Origin of the sequence: Zoogloea dura (genome assembly GCF_012927165.1) — a bacterium.
Lineage (GTDB): Bacteria > Pseudomonadota > Gammaproteobacteria > Burkholderiales > Rhodocyclaceae > Zoogloea > Zoogloea dura.
In genome coordinates this window covers 56,990-72,954 of sequence record NZ_JABBGA010000016.1, presented here as the reverse complement: position 1 = coordinate 72,954, position 15,965 = coordinate 56,990, and the positions used below count along the sequence as shown (strand labels likewise).

The window sequence follows — 15,965 nt, the reverse complement described above, 5'->3', positions numbered from 1 at the left end:
GGGAGCGTGGGGGTATTTTTCATGGGCCCGGCGTCGCCCCGACCGCCTCTACGGGAGGAGATCCGGACACGGTCTCCCCACGTCCCGGGTGAGCCGGCCGGCGCTCCGGCAGACGGCCATTCAGCACGGCATAGGCGGCGAGGCCGATCAAGAGCCCCCAGAAGGCTCCACCGATACCCAGCAACTTGATATTGGCAGCAGCGGCCAGGAAAGTGATCAGCGCAGCTTCCCGGGATTTCGGATCCGCCATGGCATTGGCAAGGCTGCCGCCTATCGTGCCCAGCAGAGCCAGCCCGGCCAGCGTGGTGATGAAGGTCGCCGGGAAGGCCATGAAGACCGCGGCGAGCGTCACGCCGAAAACGCCGACGAGGATGTAGGAGAGGCCGGCAGCGATACCCGCCACCCAGCGCTTGGAGGCATCCTCGTGGGCCTCTCTGCCGGTACAGATGGCCGCCGTGATCGCGGCGATGTTGAACGCGTGGGAGCCGAAGGGCGCCATCAGCAGGGAGCCCAGCCCGGTGATGGTCAGGATCGGGTTGGCGCTGGTCCTGAAGCCGTCATTGCGCAGCACCAGCATGCCGGGCATGTATTGGCCGGTCAGGGTGATCAGGAACAGCGGCAAGGCCACGCTGAGCAGGGCGTTCAGCGAGAACACCGGCACGGTGAGCACCGGCGCGGCAAGCTGCAGTTGCAGTCCCGACAGGTCCACGCGCCCCTGCACAAGCAGGAAGGCCAGCCCCAGCACCAGGATACCCACCACCGCATAGCGTGCGCTGAAGCGCTTGAGCACAGCGTAGGCGACGACCAGCAGCCCCGCCAGCAAGGGGTCGATGCTCACCCCGCCGAAGGCGCCGATGCCGAACTGCAACAGGATGCCGGCCAGCAGCCCGGCGGCCACGCCCGGGGGAATCAGGCGGATGAGCCGCTCGAAGCAGCCCGACAGGCCCAGCACCACAAAGGCGGCCGCCGAGATCATGTATGCCCCCACCGCCTCGGCGTAGGACGTGGTGGCCAGCGCCGTGACCAGGAAGGCCGCCGCCGGCGTGGACCACGCCGTGATGATCGGCTCACGCGCCATCCAGCTGAGCATCAGCCCCGTCACCCCCACCCCGATCGAGATCGACCACACCCATGAGGCCGTCAGCGCCGGATCGAGGCCCGCCACCCTCGCGGCCTGGAAGACCAGGATGAAGGTGCCGCCGTAGTTGACGATCACCGAGATGAGGCCGGCCACAACCGGGTGGACCAGGTCGCGAAACCGGATGGCTGGCGGAGCGCTTGAAGAGGACATGGCTTGAGGCTTCCCTGTGAAGTGCGATGCACGGATGTCGAAGGCACTTTTATACCGCCGGACTGGACTGTCACGATATGGCACTTCACGAACACCAAGCAGACCACTTATCATCCCCGCCATGACCAGGGATGAGCAGACCCCATGAAGACCGCGCTTGAACTCGACACGCTGAAGATGCGCCTGAACGACGCCGACCTCCAGCGCCTGGACCTGCACCAGCGCATCCAGCGCGCCCTGCGCGCCCTGATCCTCGACGGCGCCCTGCCGCCTGGCGTGAGGCTCCCCGCCACCCGCAGCCTGGCCACATCGCTGGGCGTGGCCCGCGACACCGTCGAGAACGCCTACGTGCAACTGCAGCGCGATGGCTTCCTGATCCGGCGCAAAGGCTCCGGCAGCTACGTACCGGAGACGATGGGCGCCGAGCTGCGCGGAGCCGGGCTGCGACGCCCCAGGGCCCGGCTCCCGAAGCGCGAGGCTGGCGGGCCCGCCAGCGGCCTGAGCCGGCGCGGCCGGGCCATTCTCGACAGTGGCGGGGTGTCCGACCAGACGGTCATCAAGGCCTTCGCCACGGGCCTGCCCGAGACCCGCACATTTCCCACCGATGTGTGGGAGCGCCTGCAGCGTCAGGTGCTCAAGGACCACCGCGGCCAGGTGCTCCTGCACGGTGATCCGCAAGGCGCCGAACCGCTGCGCCAGGAAATCGCCACCTACCTGAATCTCGAGCGGGGGGCCAAGGTCTCGCCCGGGCAGATCCTGGTGCTCAGCAGCACCCGGCAGGCCTTGTTCCTGTGCGCCCAGCTGCTGGTGGATGCCGGCAAGCCGATCCTGATGGAGAACCCGGGCTACTTCGGAGCGAAGAAGGCATTCGAATCCGCCGAGGCCAGGGTCGTCCCCATCGGGGTGGATACGAAGGGCATCCTGACGGACCAGCTGTGGGCGGATCGCAGCGGTGCCAGCTGCGTCTATGTGACGCCGTCCCACCAGTACCCCACCGGGGTCACCCTGTCACTGGAGCGCAGGCTCGACCTGATCAACTGGGCAGCCCGGACCGGCAGCTGGATCATCGAGGACGACTACGACAGCGAGTTTCACTACGACGGCCTGCCCACCGCCTGCGTCCAGGGCCTGGACAGGCATCAAAGAACACTCTACGTCGGCACCTTCGGCAAGACCCTCTACCCTGGCCTGCGCCTGGGATACATGGCGCTCCCGCCGCAACTCGTCGACGCCTTCACCCGCGCCAGAAGCATCCTCGACGGGCATACCCCGCAAACGCTCCAGCTCACCCTGGCGCGCTTCATGGGTGACGGCCATTACAACGCCCATGTCCGCGCCATGCGCAAGCTCTACGCGGCGCGCCAGGCCCTCATGCTCGACGCCCTCGACACCTGCCTCGGCGGGATCGTCACCCCCCTGCGGCCGCCGGGTGGAATGCAGATCCCGTGCTTCCTGAAGCCGGGCTGGTCCGAAGCGAAGACCATCCGGCAGGCGGCGGGCGTCGGCGTGCATCTGCCCGGCTTGAGCCGGCTGTACCTGGGGGAAGACAAGCAGCCCGGCTGGTTGCTGGGCTACGCCTGCCTGACGGGACAGGAGATCGAGACGGCAGCCCTCGCGCTCGCCAGGGCGCTCAGGAACTGATCGCAGGGCCCTCCGGCGCAGCCCGGCCCCCATGAAAAAACCCCATCGCACGGGAACATGCGATGGGGACAAACACCGACCGGCGGGGAGGAAGTTGCGTTCGCCGGGCGGTTGGAGAAGGCCGGCGACGCGGGGCACCGGCCTTCGGGGACGGATCAGCGGTCGGCGTCGGCCGCGGCGGCGTCGCCGGTGAAGAAGGACTCGTTCTTGCGCGGCACCACCCGGTACAGCTCGTCCTGGAACAGGCCCTGGACGGTGCTCATGGTGCCGGCCTGCAGGTTGTGGATGGTCACCGGCTTGGCCAGCACCGCCGGTACCGCCGGCACGAAGAAGGTCGGCACGACGGACGTGCGCCACAGCTTGCCCTCGGCGTCATAGCCATCCACCAGCACCAGCAGCCAGGTGTCCTCGTCGAAGTAGTACTTGCGCTTGGGCACCGCATGCCGCTTGCCGGACACCACCGTCGCCTCCACCTCCCACACCCGGTGCAGCTCCCAGCGCAGCCGGGAGGAATTGAGGTGGAACTTGTCGAAGGCCTCGGATTCCTTGGCGGTGACCAGCTCGTTGTTGTTGTAGGGGATATACATCTCGCGCTTGCCCACCAGCTTCCAGTCGAAGCGGTCGGGGTGGCCCATGTAGCCCATCACCTCGTCGAAGTAGTTGGCCCCCGACGACACGAAGTCGGGCGTGTCGTAGGCCACCGTCGGCGCCCGCCGGACCCGCCGCTGCCCCAGCAGGTACTGCCAGGCCTGGCGCGGCGCCTTGGCGTTGATGCTGTCGCGCAGGACCAGCGACTCCCCGGCCTTGAACGGCGGCGCGGTGGTGTTGAAGCGCTGGATGAAGTACTCGCCGGACCAGCCCTTGGCGCTCCCCTCCTTGTAGTAGTAGGGGTGCTGGAAGAAGCTGTCGGTCCGGGTGGCCACCGTGTGCGCCCCGTTGGAGGTGCCGACGATGTTCTTCGAGCCGAACTCCACCGATTCCGGTTCGATGCGCAGGATGTAGTTCCAGATCACCTCGATGCCGCTCTTCGGGATCGGGAACGGGATCCCGCCGAAGCAGCCGTCCACCGACAGGCCGCCCTCCTCCGTCCTGCAGCTGGTGGCGTTCCGGAAGGTGTTGTCATACACATACTGGGGCGCCACCGCGCTGCGATGGGTAGGGAAGACATTGACCCGGAAGCTGTCGGGATACTTCTTCAGCAAGGCCACCGTGCCCTCGGACAGCTTGTCGGCATGCTGGGCGATGTTCGCGGATGAAATCTGCAGCAGCGGCTTCTCGCCCGGGAACAGGCTCACCGGGATGTCGCCGACGCGCGGGCCGCCCGGCTTGGCGGTGTGGCCACCGGTCCACGCCGGGATGCTGCCGTCCTTGTTGCCGGCCTTGTCGCCGCCGAGGGGGGTCAGGGTGGTCTTCAGACGGGCCGCCTCTTCCGCCGACACCGCGGCGGACACCGGCTGCACGTGCGCGATCAGGCTGGCCAGGGCCATGCAGGCTATTGTTGTGCTCTTCATGTTGGGATTCCTCTTTGGGGGCTGATGGGCGATCAGAAGGCGCGCTGCACCGACAGCGACACGAAGTCGCGGTCACCGTGGAAGTTCTGGTAGGAGTTGAGGCCGGCCGGTGTGGCGACCGATCCGGCCGTGCCGACGTAGTGGGTGTAGTTGAGGCTGACATGCCAGGCCTTCTGGTACACCGCCTTGGCCCCGACGCTCAGGCTGCCGCCGTTCTCCGCGGGGAACAGCACGCCATTCACCGACGAGCGGCCAAACAGGCCGTAGCTCACACCGATCGGGATCTGCAGATCGGTTTCCGGCAGCACCTGGAAGTACTCCGGGGTGAACACGAACTGGATCGCCCCGGCGTCCCGGGTGGCGTTAGGGTCCAGCGCCGCCGGGTTGTCGGTGACCCGCAGGCGGCGGTTGAAGGCGAACTCGCCCACGAAGGACGCGCCGTCCCACAGGGCGTTGGCCCCCAGCACGCTGATTGTCGACAGGTTCATGTGCAAGGTGTCGCCCTTCGGGAAGCGGGCGTTGCTGCCCCCGTCCGCCGCCGGGTCGTTGATCGGGAAGACGAAGCTGCCCGCCGCCACCAGCGGCATGTTGGTCCGGTAGGAAATCTCGCCGGCCACGTTGGCGTCGCCCACCAGGGTGCTGAAGCTGCCGCCCACGGTACGGATGTTGCGGCCGTAGACCATCACGTAATCCACCGGCACCACCCCGGCCGGGCCGGCATTGAGGCGGGCATAGAACTGGGGCAGCTTCTCGTGGAAGGTGGCGGCATACAGGCCGTACTCGGTGTCGCCGCTGCGGAAGCGGACCTGCGCCCCGCCCTGCCCTGCATTGCCGGGCTCGATGTCCCGCCCGCGCAAGGCCGGCCCATAGGGGGTGTACAGGATTTCGCCGCCGTCATCGACAAAGTCGGCAAAGCTGAAATAGCTGCCGGCCGCCGGCAGGCGGGACTTGCGCCACTCGCCCTGGTAGTAGGCCCCGACGATCACGTCGGGTGTGAGCTGGAGCTGGGCCGACACCTGGCCGACCGGCCGCGCCACCTCCTTGAACTGCGAGTTGGGCACCGACAGGGCCCGGGCCAGGTCCAGCGGGGTCTGGGCGCCGGCGATGCCGTTGTTGCCGAAGAACAGGCTCTCGCCGTAGAGCTGGGTGAAGCGCCCCGCCTTCAGGTTGAGGTTCATGTCGCCCAGCGATTGCCGGGTGTAGGCAAAGGCATCCAGCAGCTCGGCGTTGCGGCCGTGGGCGATGCGGGTGTGGCGGTTGAAGCGGTCGTAGGCACCGCTCTGGTTGAGGCCTGGCGCGTCCGCAGCGCTGCGCTCGTTGTCGTGCTGGTACACGTCGTCATACCAGGCCGCCGCGCTGAGCCGGAAGCCGCTGTCACGCTTGTAGCGGACGCCCAGCTCGGACAGGATGTCGAGCCGGTTCGAGATGAGGCCACGGCTGAAGTTGCGGTCACCGTCATTGGTGTTGATCTGCGGCGTGAAGCCGGCGGTGCCAGCCGGCGCCACATCCGGATTCACTCCGCGCACGCGCCAGCCGGCGCTGTACTTGAAGGTGTTGTCCCAGGACACGGAGAGGTCGGACGAGCCGGTATCGACATTGAAGGCAAAGGCCGGGGCCGCCAAGGCCATCCCGGCGCAGGCCCGCACGGCGGCATGTTTGAGAGCGTGCTTGTGCATGATCGGCATCCCCCGGCTCAGGCGTGGATGGCCGCGTGGGCCTGCGTGCCAGCGGCTTCGGGCTGCGCGCCCCTGCCCTCGTCGGCGATCACGCTGCGCAGGAGCCTCCGGGCCCGCACCGCTCCCACATCGCTGCTCAGCAGGACGGGGTTGAGGCTCAGCAGGTCGGTGTTGCCGATCGCCACGTACTGGGCGTCCACGAAGGGGCCGTCCTCATCGACGAAGGCGTCGTGCATGCCCTTGATCTTGGCCGCGTTGTAGTCGGCGTCGTCCTCGATGTGATTGCGCCGGGTGGCAAAGAAGTAGTGGGTGGTGCCATCGCTCTCCGGCGTGGTGGTGTGCAGGTCGTACTGGCCGACACAGTTCTCCAGGTCGAGCGGGACGTCCTCCTGGGTCGCGCCGATCTGCAGCTGGACCGTGGTCGGGGCCATGAACTTCACCTCGACGAAGTGCCGGGCTTCCGCCTGGGGTTCGGGCAGGAACTGATTGAGGATGAAGATCGGCGGGGTCTGCTTCCACTCCCAGCGCGTCGCCACGGTGTTGTCGGTCTCCTTCACCTGGGGCACCTGGGGTGTGAGCTGGCCGCGGGTGGAGATGATCTCGCCATGCAGGTGATCGACGTGGCTGAGGTCCATCACGTTGTCGGTGATCAGTTCGTAGTAGGTCTTGCGGTGCATGTAGGTGAAGCCGACGCTGTGGGGATGACCGTCGGTCAGCGGACTCACGTCGGGCAGCCGGGATTCGTCGGCAGCCCCATCCCCCATCCAGATCCACAGGAAGCCGAAGCGCTCCAGCAGCGGGTAGGTGCGCACCCGCGCGGCGCGGGGGATGTGACCGTTGCCGTGGGGGTTGCGGTTGCAGGCCCCGCTGCAGTCGAACTTGAGCCCGTGGTATTTGCAGACGATGTCGTCACCCTGGCGCAAGCCCATGCTGAGGGGCACGAAGCGGTGGGGGCAGCGGTCGAGCATCGCCACCGGCGTGCCGTCCTGCTTGCGGTAGATGAGTACCGGCGTATTGAGCAGCTTGCGCGCAAACACGCCGTCGGGCCCGACCTCGGTGGACAGGGCTGCTACGTACCAGGCGTTTTTCAGAAAGCTGACGCTCCTGGATGTCTCCATTGTTTTTCTCCTGGGGGTGGTTGCCAGGCGGGATGCCTGGCGGGGAAATGCGGCGGCGCGGGCCGTCGCAATTACAAGTCGATGAGCAGGTGGGGCGTGGCGGCCCGCGAGCAGCAGGGCGTGAAGCAGCGGTTGGCGGCCTTCTCGGCGCTGCTGAGAAAGACGTCGCGATGCTCGGGGATGCCCTCCAGCACCGGCAGGACACAGGCACCGCAGACGCCCTGCTCGCAGGACAGGGCAATCTCGATGCCGTGGTCGAGCAGGGCCTGGGCCGCCGACACGCCGACCGGGACAGGCACGCGGATGCCGCGCCGGGCCAGGCGGAGCTCGAAGGCACCGTCGTCCGGTGCCGGGGCGGCAGCGCCGGAAAAGTGTTCGAAGTGGATGCAGGCCGGGTCCCAGCCCAGGTCGGCCGCCACCTGGAGCACATGGCGGATGAAGCCTTCCGGACCGCACACGTAGAGATGCCGATCGGCGGCCGGCGCGCCCAAGGCCCGGGCAGCATCGAAACGCGGTGAGGCCGGCGCGTCGTCAAAGTGCAGGCGGACCCGTTCGGCAAAGGCGGCCCGGCCCAGCTCATCCCGATACGCCGCCCTGTCGGCAGAACGGGCGCAGTAATGCAGTTCGAACTCCCGCCCCTGCCCGTGGAGCTCCTCGGCCATCGCCAGGATAGGGGTGATGCCGATGCCCCCCGCCAGCAGCACGGAACGGGCCGCCGGCACCAGTGGGAACAGGTTGCGCGGTGCCCCGACCAGCAGGCGGCTGCCCACTTCGACATCCCTGTGGGCACAGGCCGAGCCGCCCCGCCCGGCCGGATCACGCAGGATGGCGATCTCGAGGTCCTGCCCGCCGGTATAGGCGCGGCACAGGGAGTATTGCCGCAGCATGCAGTTGGGCAGTTGAAGGTCGATATGGGCGCCCGCCGCATGGGGCGGCAGGATCCGGCCGTCTTCCGGAACCAGGATCAGGCTGACGATATCCACGGCCAGCTCGATCTTCTGGTGGACGCGAACGGCAAACATGGACGAGGGGCTGGACTGCACAGGGTGTCTCCTTGGGGTGGTTTCAGCGACGGGCCGCTTCGGGCTCTCCTGTTCCCCATATCGCAACAGCTGTGCCAGCTCGATCGATAACTGCAATCTATTGATTTATAAATAAAACTGTTTTTCACGCGTAATTTGAACGCCAACGCGTTATTCTTTTCAAAAATTAATATTTTCTGAAAACAGCAATTTTCTTCTTTTCAATAACAGCAGACACATCGAGACGGCATGAGCGAACCCCGCCCCCGGCGCCTGACCTCCATCCCCCGGGAAGTCGATGACAACGCGATCTCCAAGTACGTGCGCTTTGCGCCGGACAGCGGCCAGATCCTGCTGTTCGACCAGCGCATGCTGCTGATGCACGGCTTCACGCTGGCGGCGCTGCGCCAGGAGCTGATCGAGCGCCTCGGCCTAGAGCGGACCCGCGAGTTGTTCACCCGCCTGGGCTACCAGCAGGGCATGGAGGACGCTCGCCACCTGCACGCCTCGGAGAAAGGCGAACTCGAACGCATCCTGGCCTACGGCCCGCGTCTGCGCGAAATGGAAGGCTTCGTGCGCAACCAAGCGGTCGATCACGTCCAGTTCAACCTGGAGACCGGGGACTTCTGGAGCGACTACTACTGGGAGTCGTCCTGGGAGGCGGAGGTGCATCTCAAGCAGGCGGGCATCAGCGGCTCGCCCGCCTGCTGGATGATGACCGGCTACGCCACCGGCTTCACCACGGCCCTGATGGGGCGGCCCATCCTGTGGCGGGAGATCGAATGCGTGGCCATGGGCCATGCCCGCTGCCGGGTCATCGGCCAGCCCCTGGAGGAATGCGATGACGCGGAGGCCCATCTGCGCTTCCTGCAGGTGGAGGACTTCGTCACCGTCCCCAAGCGGCGCGGGACGCGCAGCGCCCCCGCGGCCGGCGACACGGAGGTCAACCGCAGCCTGCCCGACCTGATCGGCGCCTCCAGCAGCTTCAACACGGTGGCCTACCTGATCAAGCGGGTCGCCCCCACCGACGCCACGGTGCTGCTCACCGGGGAGAGCGGCGTCGGCAAGGAGCGCTTCTCCAAGGCCCTGCACGCCATCGGCCCGCGCACCGGCAAGCCCTTTGTGTCGATCAACTGCGCGGCCATCCCCCACGAGCTGGTCGAGGCGGAGCTGTTCGGGGTGGAGAAAGGTGCCTTCACCGGCGCCACTGTGTCACGGCCGGGGCGCTTCGAGCGGGCCAGCGGCGGCACCCTGTTCCTGGACGAGATCAGCAGCCTGCCCCTGCACGCCCAGGGCAAGCTGCTGCGGGTCCTGCAGGAAGGCGAACTGGAGCGGGTCGGCGACACCCAGCTGCGCCAGGTGGATGTTCGCATCATCGCCGCCACCAACCGGGATCTGCGCAGCGAGGTCGAGGCCGGGCGCTTCCGCGAGGATCTGTTCTTCCGCCTTAACGTCTTCCCGGTCAAGATCCCGCCCCTGCGGGAGCGCCTGGAGGACATCCCGCTACTGGTGGACGCCTTCGTCAAGCGCTACGCCGGCCGCTTCGCCAAGCACATTGCCGGCCTCACCCAGAACGCCAGCGAGAAGCTGCGGGCCTACGACTGGCCGGGCAACATCCGGGAGCTCGAGAACATCATCGAACGTGCCGTCATCCTCGCCGAAGACCACGGCAGCATTGATGTCGAGCACCTGTTCTCGGGCGGGGAACAGGTGCCCAACACCTTCGCCCCGGCAGACCCACCGGCCGCCGCGCACGGTTCGGCGCCAGCCGCCGCGGCCTCTCCGGCGGCACCGCCGTCACGCCTCATCGACGGCATCCTGGATGCCGGGCTGTCCCTGGACGAAGTCGAATCCCTGCTCATCGACGCCGCCCTGGAACGCAGCGGCGGCAACCTGTCCGCCGCAGCGCGACTGCTCAAGCTGCGTCGGGGGCAGTTCCAGTACCGCAGCGACAAGCGCTCGGGTAGGACCGGCTGAAAGAGGCCCCGGCGCAAGGCGGTCGTCTCCGCCATCCAGCAAGCCCTTTGGATGGCGCTCTCACTGACTTGACGGCTTGAAGATACCGGGCGTACATTAACGGAACGATCATTCCAATTCGTAATCCGCCATGCGTACCAAGGAATTCGAGCCAGACGAGATTGCTGATGCCGCCATGCAGGTGTTCTGGCAACGCGGCTATGCGGCGACCTCGGTGCAGGATCTGGTGAAAGGAACAGGTCTGTCGCGCAGCAGCCTTTACAGCACTTTCGAGAGCAAGCAGGGACTGTATGAGCAGGCACTGCGGCGCTATTCGGCGATAACGACTGCCAATGTGGAGTTGCTGTCCGGCCCGGGTCTGCCGCAGGAACTGATCCGCCAACTGCTGATGCGCGTGGCGGAGAGCGAACTGGGCGATCCGCAGCAACGCGGCTGTCTGGTGGCGAATGCCTCGCTGGAACTCGCAGCACACGACAAAGCCGTGGCCGAACTGGTTGCTCACAACTTCCAGCGATTGCAGGATGCACTGGAAAAGCTGATCCAGCGCGGGCTGCAAGCTGGGGAAATCACCACGCACCATAGCCCGCGTGCCCTGGCGAGCTTCTTTGTAAACTCGATCCAGGGCATGCGGGTGCTGGGCAAAGGCAGTCCTGTAGCGCAGCGCCGCCAGTGCCTGATGGACGTGATCGAGGTGGCACTCGGCACTTTGTGATTCTTGCCCGAAGCCATTGCGCCTATGCGCAGGTGTCGGGTTTTTATTTGCCCAATTTTGGAACGATCGTTCCAAAAAACTCAGAAAGGAATTCCCATGAGCATAGAAAAAGGGGCCACCGTGGCCGTTCTTGGCACCGGATTGATCGGAGCCCCCATTGCACGCAATCTCCATGAGCGCGGGTTTATGGTGCGCACCTGGAATCGCACGGCCGCCAAGGCCCAAACGCCGGCGGCAGGGCGTGTCCATGCATGCAGCAGCCCGGCGGATGCCGTGCAGGATGCGGACATCATCATGACGGTGCTCAAGGATGGCACCAGCGTCCAGGAGACCATGCAGGCCGCTGCACCCGCCTTGCGTCAGGGCGCCATCTGGCTGCAATTGAGCACGGTCGGGATCGAAGCCATCGCGACGCTGGCTGCCCTGGCAGAACAGTGGGGGCTCGCGTTCTACGATGCGCCGGTGCAGGGCACCCGCCAGCCGGCGGAGTCGGCACAACTGATCGTTCTGGCATCCGGCCCGTTGGCGCGGCGGGAGAGCGTGCAGCCTGTTTTCGATGCGATCGGCAAGCGCACCGTTTGGGTGTCGGAGCGGCCGGGCGCCAGCAGCCGTCTGAAGCTTGCACTCAACAACTGGGCGTTTGCGCTGAACCACGGGCTGGCGGAAAGCCTGGCACTCGCCAAGGGGCTGGGCATTGATCCGGCACTTGTGGTGGATGTGGTCACCGGCGGGCCGATGGACAACGGCTACTTTCAGACCAAGGCCGCAGCCATCCTGGCCGACAGCTATGCCACCAGCTTCTCCATTACCAATGCGACCAAGGATGCGCGGCTGGTAGTCGCAGCCGCCAGTCAAGCCGGCGTGAGGCTGGATCTGGCGCAAGCGGGCCTGTCTCGCTTCGAACGCGCCTTGGCTGCCGGGCACGGCGACAAAGACATGGCCGCGTCCTACCTTGCCTGAATACACCAGGAGCGATCACCCATGAGCACTCATGAAAACACGCCGGCCGGACCGGCGGAACATTCGAATCTGCCAGTCTGGAAACTCCTGGCATTCACCATGGCGGGCTTTCTCGCCATCATGACCGAAACCATGCCTGCCGGCCTGCTGCCGCAGATTGGGCAAGGGCTGGGTATTTCGGAGGCGCTGGCCGGCCAACTTGTTACGTCGTACGCCCTCGGATCGGTACTTGCAGCCATCCCGGTCATCACCGCCACCCGCAGCTGGAACCGACGCCCCCTCTTCTTGCTTGCCATTGGCTGCCTGCTGGTGTTCAACACGGTCACGGCCATGTCCTCCCATTACGGGCTGACGCTGGCAGCACGCTTTTTCGCCGGCATGGGAGCGGGCGTAGTGTGGGGACTGCTGGCCGGATACGCACGGCGCATGGTGCCATCCCACCTGCAAGGCAGGGCTCTGGCACTGGCCGGCGTGGGTCAGCCCGTCGCGCTCTGCATCGGCGTGCCCTTGGGGACCTGGTTGGGCACGCTGGTCGATTGGCGTGGCGTGTTCTGGATCATCTCGCTCTTGTCACTGCTGCTGTGTGTCTGGACACGGCTGGCCGTGCCGGATTTTGCGGGACAGCCGGCGCAGCGGCGCATGTCCATCCACCGCATCGCCACGATGCCGGGCGTCCGTCCCGTGCTGCTCGCACTGTTCGCGTGGATCTTGGCGCACAACATCCTTTACACCTACATTGCCCCGTTTCTGACCTCCATTGGAGTGGGGCACCGGATTGATGCGGTCTTGCTGTTGTTCGGCCTGGCTTCCATCGTCGGGATCTGGATGACCGGTCTGTGGGTGGATCGCTGGCTGCGCGCGCTGACGCTGTCGAGCCTCGCCCTGTTCGCCGTTGCGGCCCTGCTGCTGGGGCTGTCCACGACATCACCGATGCTGATGCTCGCCGGCATTGCGGCTTGGGGGCTGACCTTTGGCGGAGCGCCGACCCTGTTGCAGACCGCCTTGGCCGATACCGCAGGGGATGGGGCCGATGTGGCGCAATCCATGTTGGTGACGATCTTCAACCTGGCCGTCGCAGGTGGGGGCATCGTGGGTGGCGTACTGCTGGAGCGGTCAGGGCCCTTGTCGCTGCCTTGGGCGTTGATGGCCTTGGCCCTCCTGGGGTGGATCATCGTGTGGTCGGCCAGGGCGCATGGCTTCCGGCCCGGGCATCGCGTCGCGCTGGCCTGACCGTCGGCATTCCAGGCCGCCCAGAAAGACACGGGCCCACCTCGCGGCGGGCCCGGTGAAGGGGCAACGGTCAGGCGATGCTCAGACCTTGGCGAAGCTGATCCGGCCGTTGTCGCAATCGACACGGATCGTGTCCTTGGCGCCGAACTGGCCTTCCAGGATGCGCTTGGCCAGCGGATTCTCCAGGTGCTCCTGGATCGCCCGCTTGAGGGGCCGGGCGCCGAACACCGGGTCGAAGCCGGCCTTGGCCAGATCCGCCAGCGCGGCGTCGGTGACCTCCAGCTGCATCTCCAGGCGCCCCAGGCGCTTTTCCAGGTAACCCAGCTGGATGCGGGCGATGGACGCGATGTTCTTCTCGTCCAGGGCATGGAAGACCACCACCTCGTCGATCCGGTTGATGAACTCCGGCCGGAAGTAGGTCTTCACCTCGCCCATCACCGCCAGCTTGATGATCTGGTAATCATCGCCGGACATCTGCTGGATCATCTGGCTGCCCAGGTTGCTGGTCATCACGATCACGGTGTTCTTGAAGTCCACCGTGCGGCCCTGGCCGTCGGTCATGCGGCCGTCGTCGAGCACCTGCAGGAGCACGTTGAAGACGTCCGGGTGAGCCTTCTCCACCTCGTCGAAGAGGATCACCGAATACGGCTTGCGCCGCACCTGCTCGGTCAGGTAGCCGCCCTCCTCGTAGCCCACGTAGCCCGGCGGCGCACCGATCAGGCGGGCCACCGAGTGCTTCTCCATGAACTCGCTCATGTCGATGCGGATCATGTGCTCCTCGGAGTCGAACAGGAACTCGGCCAGGGTCTTGCACAGCTCGGTCTTGCCCACCCCCGTGGGGCCCAGGAAGAGGAAGGAGCCATAGGGCTTGTTCTCGTCCGACAGACCGGCGCGGGACCGGCGGATCGCGTCGGAGACCAAGCGCACCGCCTCGTCCTGCCCGACCACCCGCTTGTGCATGCGCTCTTCCATCCTGAGCAGCTTCTCGCGCTCGCCCTGCATCATCTTGGACACGGGAATGCCGGTGGCGCGGGACACCACCTCGGCGATCTCCTCGGCGCCCACCTCGGTGCGCAGCAGCTTGTTGGCCGGCTTGACGTCGCCACTGGCCTCGGCCTTCTTCAGCTGGGCCTCGAGCTGGGGCAGCTGGCCATACTGCAGCTCGGCCACCTTCTCGAGCTTGCCTTCGCGCTGGAGCCTGGCGATGTCGGCGCGGATCCGGTCGATCTCTTCCTTGATGTGGGCCGAGCCCTGCACCGCGGCCTTCTCGGACTTCCAGATCTCTTCCAGGTCGGAGTATTCCTTCTTGATCCGGGCGATCTCTTCCTCGATCAGGCCGAGGCGCTTCTGCGAGGCCTCGTCCTTTTCCTTCTTGACCGCCAGCTGCTCGATCTCCAGCTGGATCTTGCGCCGCTCGAGCTTGTCCATGACCTCCGGCTTGGAGTCGATCTCCATCTTGATACGGGCCGCGGCCTCGTCGATCAGGTCGATGGCCTTGTCCGGCAGGAAGCGGTCGGTGATGTAACGGTGCGACAGTTCGGCCGCGGCAACGATGGCCGGGTCGGTGATCTCCACGCCGTGGTGCAGCTCGTACTTCTCCTTCAAGCCACGCAGGATGGCGATGGTCGACTCGACGGTCGGCTCGTCCACCAGCACCTTCTGGAAGCGGCGCTCCAGGGCGGCGTCCTTCTCGATGTACTTGCGGTACTCGTCCAGGGTGGTGGCGCCGATGCAGTGCAGCTCGCCGCGGGCCAGGGCCGGCTTGAGCATGTTGCCGGCGTCGATAGCGCCCTCGGCCTTGCCGGCGCCGACCATGGTGTGGATCTCGTCGATGAACAGGATGATGCGGCCCTCGTCCTTGGCGATGTCGTTGAGCACCGCCTTCAGGCGCTCCTCGAACTCGCCCCGGTACTTGGCGCCGGCCAGCAGGCCCGCCATGTCGAGCACCAGCACGCGCTTGCCTTTGAGGGTCTCGGGCACTTCCTCATTGATGATGCGCTGGGCCAGGCCTTCGACGATGGCGGTCTTGCCCACGCCGGGCTCGCCGATCAGCACCGGGTTGTTCTTGGTGCGGCGCTGCAGGATCTGGATGGCCCGGCGGATCTCGTCATCGCGGCCGATCACCGGGTCGAGCTTGCCCTGGCGGGCCCGCTCGGTCAGATCCACGCAGAACTTCTTGAGCGCCTCACGCTGGCTCTCGGCGTCGGCGCTGCCCACGTTCTGGCCGCCACGCACGGCGTCGATGGCCTGCTCCAGCGCCTTCTTGGTGAGGCCGTTGTCCTTGAGCAGGCGGCCGGTCTCGCCCTTGTCGTCGGCCAGGGCGAGCAGGAACATCTCGCTGGCGATGAACTCGTCGCCGCGCTGCTGGGCGGCCTTGTCGGTGAGGTTGAGCAGGTTGCCCAGGTCGCGTCCGACGGACACGTCGCCGCCATGGCCCTGCACCCTGGGCAGGCGCTCGAGGGCCTTGAGCAGTGCTGCCTTGAGACCACCCACGTTGGCGCCGGCCCGCTGCAGCAGGGACGCGGTGCTGCCGTCGTCCTGGCTGAGCAGGGCCAGCAGCAGGTGCTGGGGCTCGATGAATTGCTGGTCGTTGCCAACGGCAAGGCTCTGGGCCTCGGCGAGGGCTTGCTGGAACTTGGTGGTGAATTTGTCGTAGCGCATGGGGCCTCCGGATTCTGGTCTGGGGCCTAGATGGGGGGCGAAACGGCGACTTCAAGTCGGAGCCCCATCCGATCCGCCAGCCCGGATCCGGGCACGCCGCTGGAATACGCAAATGTCTTTCTGCAAAGTATGATGAAGAACTTTCAGAACGAGAGCCGGGACCACC

General features: G+C 66.3%; 11 protein-coding genes. 5 read left to right on the top strand and 6 right to left on the bottom strand.

The window, feature by feature from the left end; genetic code table 11:
* Nucleotides 1–19 precede the first annotated feature (19 nt).
* On the bottom strand, nucleotides 20–1,291 hold the full coding sequence (locus HHL15_RS17660; protein ID WP_169147122.1) for a benzoate/H(+) symporter BenE family transporter: 1,272 nt from the start codon (nucleotides 1,289–1,291) through the stop codon (nucleotides 20–22).
* A gap of 144 nt (nucleotides 1,292–1,435) precedes the next feature.
* Here HHL15_RS17660 and pdxR point away from each other — a divergent pair, with 144 nt between their 5' ends.
* Entirely contained in the window at nucleotides 1,436–2,932 is a 1,497-nt protein-coding gene (gene pdxR / locus HHL15_RS17655) for a MocR-like pyridoxine biosynthesis transcription factor PdxR (RefSeq protein WP_169147121.1), read from the top strand.
* A gap of 155 nt (nucleotides 2,933–3,087) precedes the next feature.
* On the opposite strand, the gene HHL15_RS17650 is transcribed toward pdxR, so the two are convergent.
* The 4 genes from HHL15_RS17650 to HHL15_RS17635 all read right to left on the bottom strand — a co-directional run bounded on the left by HHL15_RS17650 (nucleotide 3,088) and on the right by HHL15_RS17635 (nucleotide 8,280).
* Nucleotides 3,088–4,443: a DUF1329 domain-containing protein gene (locus HHL15_RS17650; protein ID WP_169147120.1), complete on the bottom strand. Its 1,356-nt coding sequence runs from the start codon at nucleotides 4,441–4,443 to the stop codon at nucleotides 3,088–3,090.
* Nucleotides 4,444–4,475: 32 nt separating this feature from the next.
* Nucleotides 4,476–6,119, bottom strand: a complete 1,644-nt coding sequence (locus HHL15_RS17645; protein ID WP_235943467.1) for a DUF1302 domain-containing protein — start codon at nucleotides 6,117–6,119, stop codon at nucleotides 4,476–4,478.
* Between the two features lie 17 nt (nucleotides 6,120–6,136).
* A complete protein-coding gene (locus HHL15_RS17640) occupies nucleotides 6,137–7,237 on the bottom strand; it encodes an aromatic ring-hydroxylating dioxygenase subunit alpha (RefSeq protein ID WP_169147118.1) in 1,101 nt (366 codons plus the stop codon).
* Nucleotides 7,238–7,308: 71 nt separating this feature from the next.
* The gene (locus HHL15_RS17635) at nucleotides 7,309–8,280 is read right to left on the bottom strand and encodes a PDR/VanB family oxidoreductase (RefSeq protein WP_328825061.1); all 972 of its coding nucleotides are present in this window, start codon (nucleotides 8,278–8,280) and stop codon (nucleotides 7,309–7,311) included.
* A 228-nt stretch (nucleotides 8,281–8,508) separates the two neighbouring features.
* Here HHL15_RS17635 and HHL15_RS17630 point away from each other — a divergent pair, with 228 nt between their 5' ends.
* The 4 genes from HHL15_RS17630 (at nucleotide 8,509) to HHL15_RS17615 (ending at nucleotide 13,138) form a co-directional block, all read left to right on the top strand.
* A complete protein-coding gene (locus HHL15_RS17630; RefSeq protein ID WP_169147117.1) occupies nucleotides 8,509–10,236 on the top strand; it encodes a sigma-54-dependent Fis family transcriptional regulator in 1,728 nt (575 codons plus the stop codon).
* 130 nt (nucleotides 10,237–10,366) lie between these two features.
* Entirely contained in the window at nucleotides 10,367–10,948 is a 582-nt protein-coding gene (locus tag HHL15_RS17625; protein WP_169147116.1) for a TetR/AcrR family transcriptional regulator, read from the top strand.
* A 96-nt stretch (nucleotides 10,949–11,044) separates the two neighbouring features.
* Nucleotides 11,045–11,908: an NAD(P)-dependent oxidoreductase gene (locus HHL15_RS17620; RefSeq protein WP_169147115.1), complete on the top strand. Its 864-nt coding sequence runs from the start codon at nucleotides 11,045–11,047 to the stop codon at nucleotides 11,906–11,908.
* Between the two features lie 21 nt (nucleotides 11,909–11,929).
* Entirely contained in the window at nucleotides 11,930–13,138 is a 1,209-nt protein-coding gene (locus tag HHL15_RS17615) for an MFS transporter (protein WP_169147114.1), read from the top strand.
* 81 nt (nucleotides 13,139–13,219) lie between these two features.
* Here HHL15_RS17615 and clpB read toward each other — a convergent pair whose 3' ends face one another.
* Nucleotides 13,220–15,799 (bottom strand): ATP-dependent chaperone ClpB, encoded by a 2,580-nt coding sequence (gene clpB, locus HHL15_RS17610; RefSeq protein ID WP_169147113.1) that lies wholly within the window; start codon nucleotides 15,797–15,799, stop codon nucleotides 13,220–13,222.
* Between the last annotated feature and the right edge of the window lie 166 nt (nucleotides 15,800–15,965).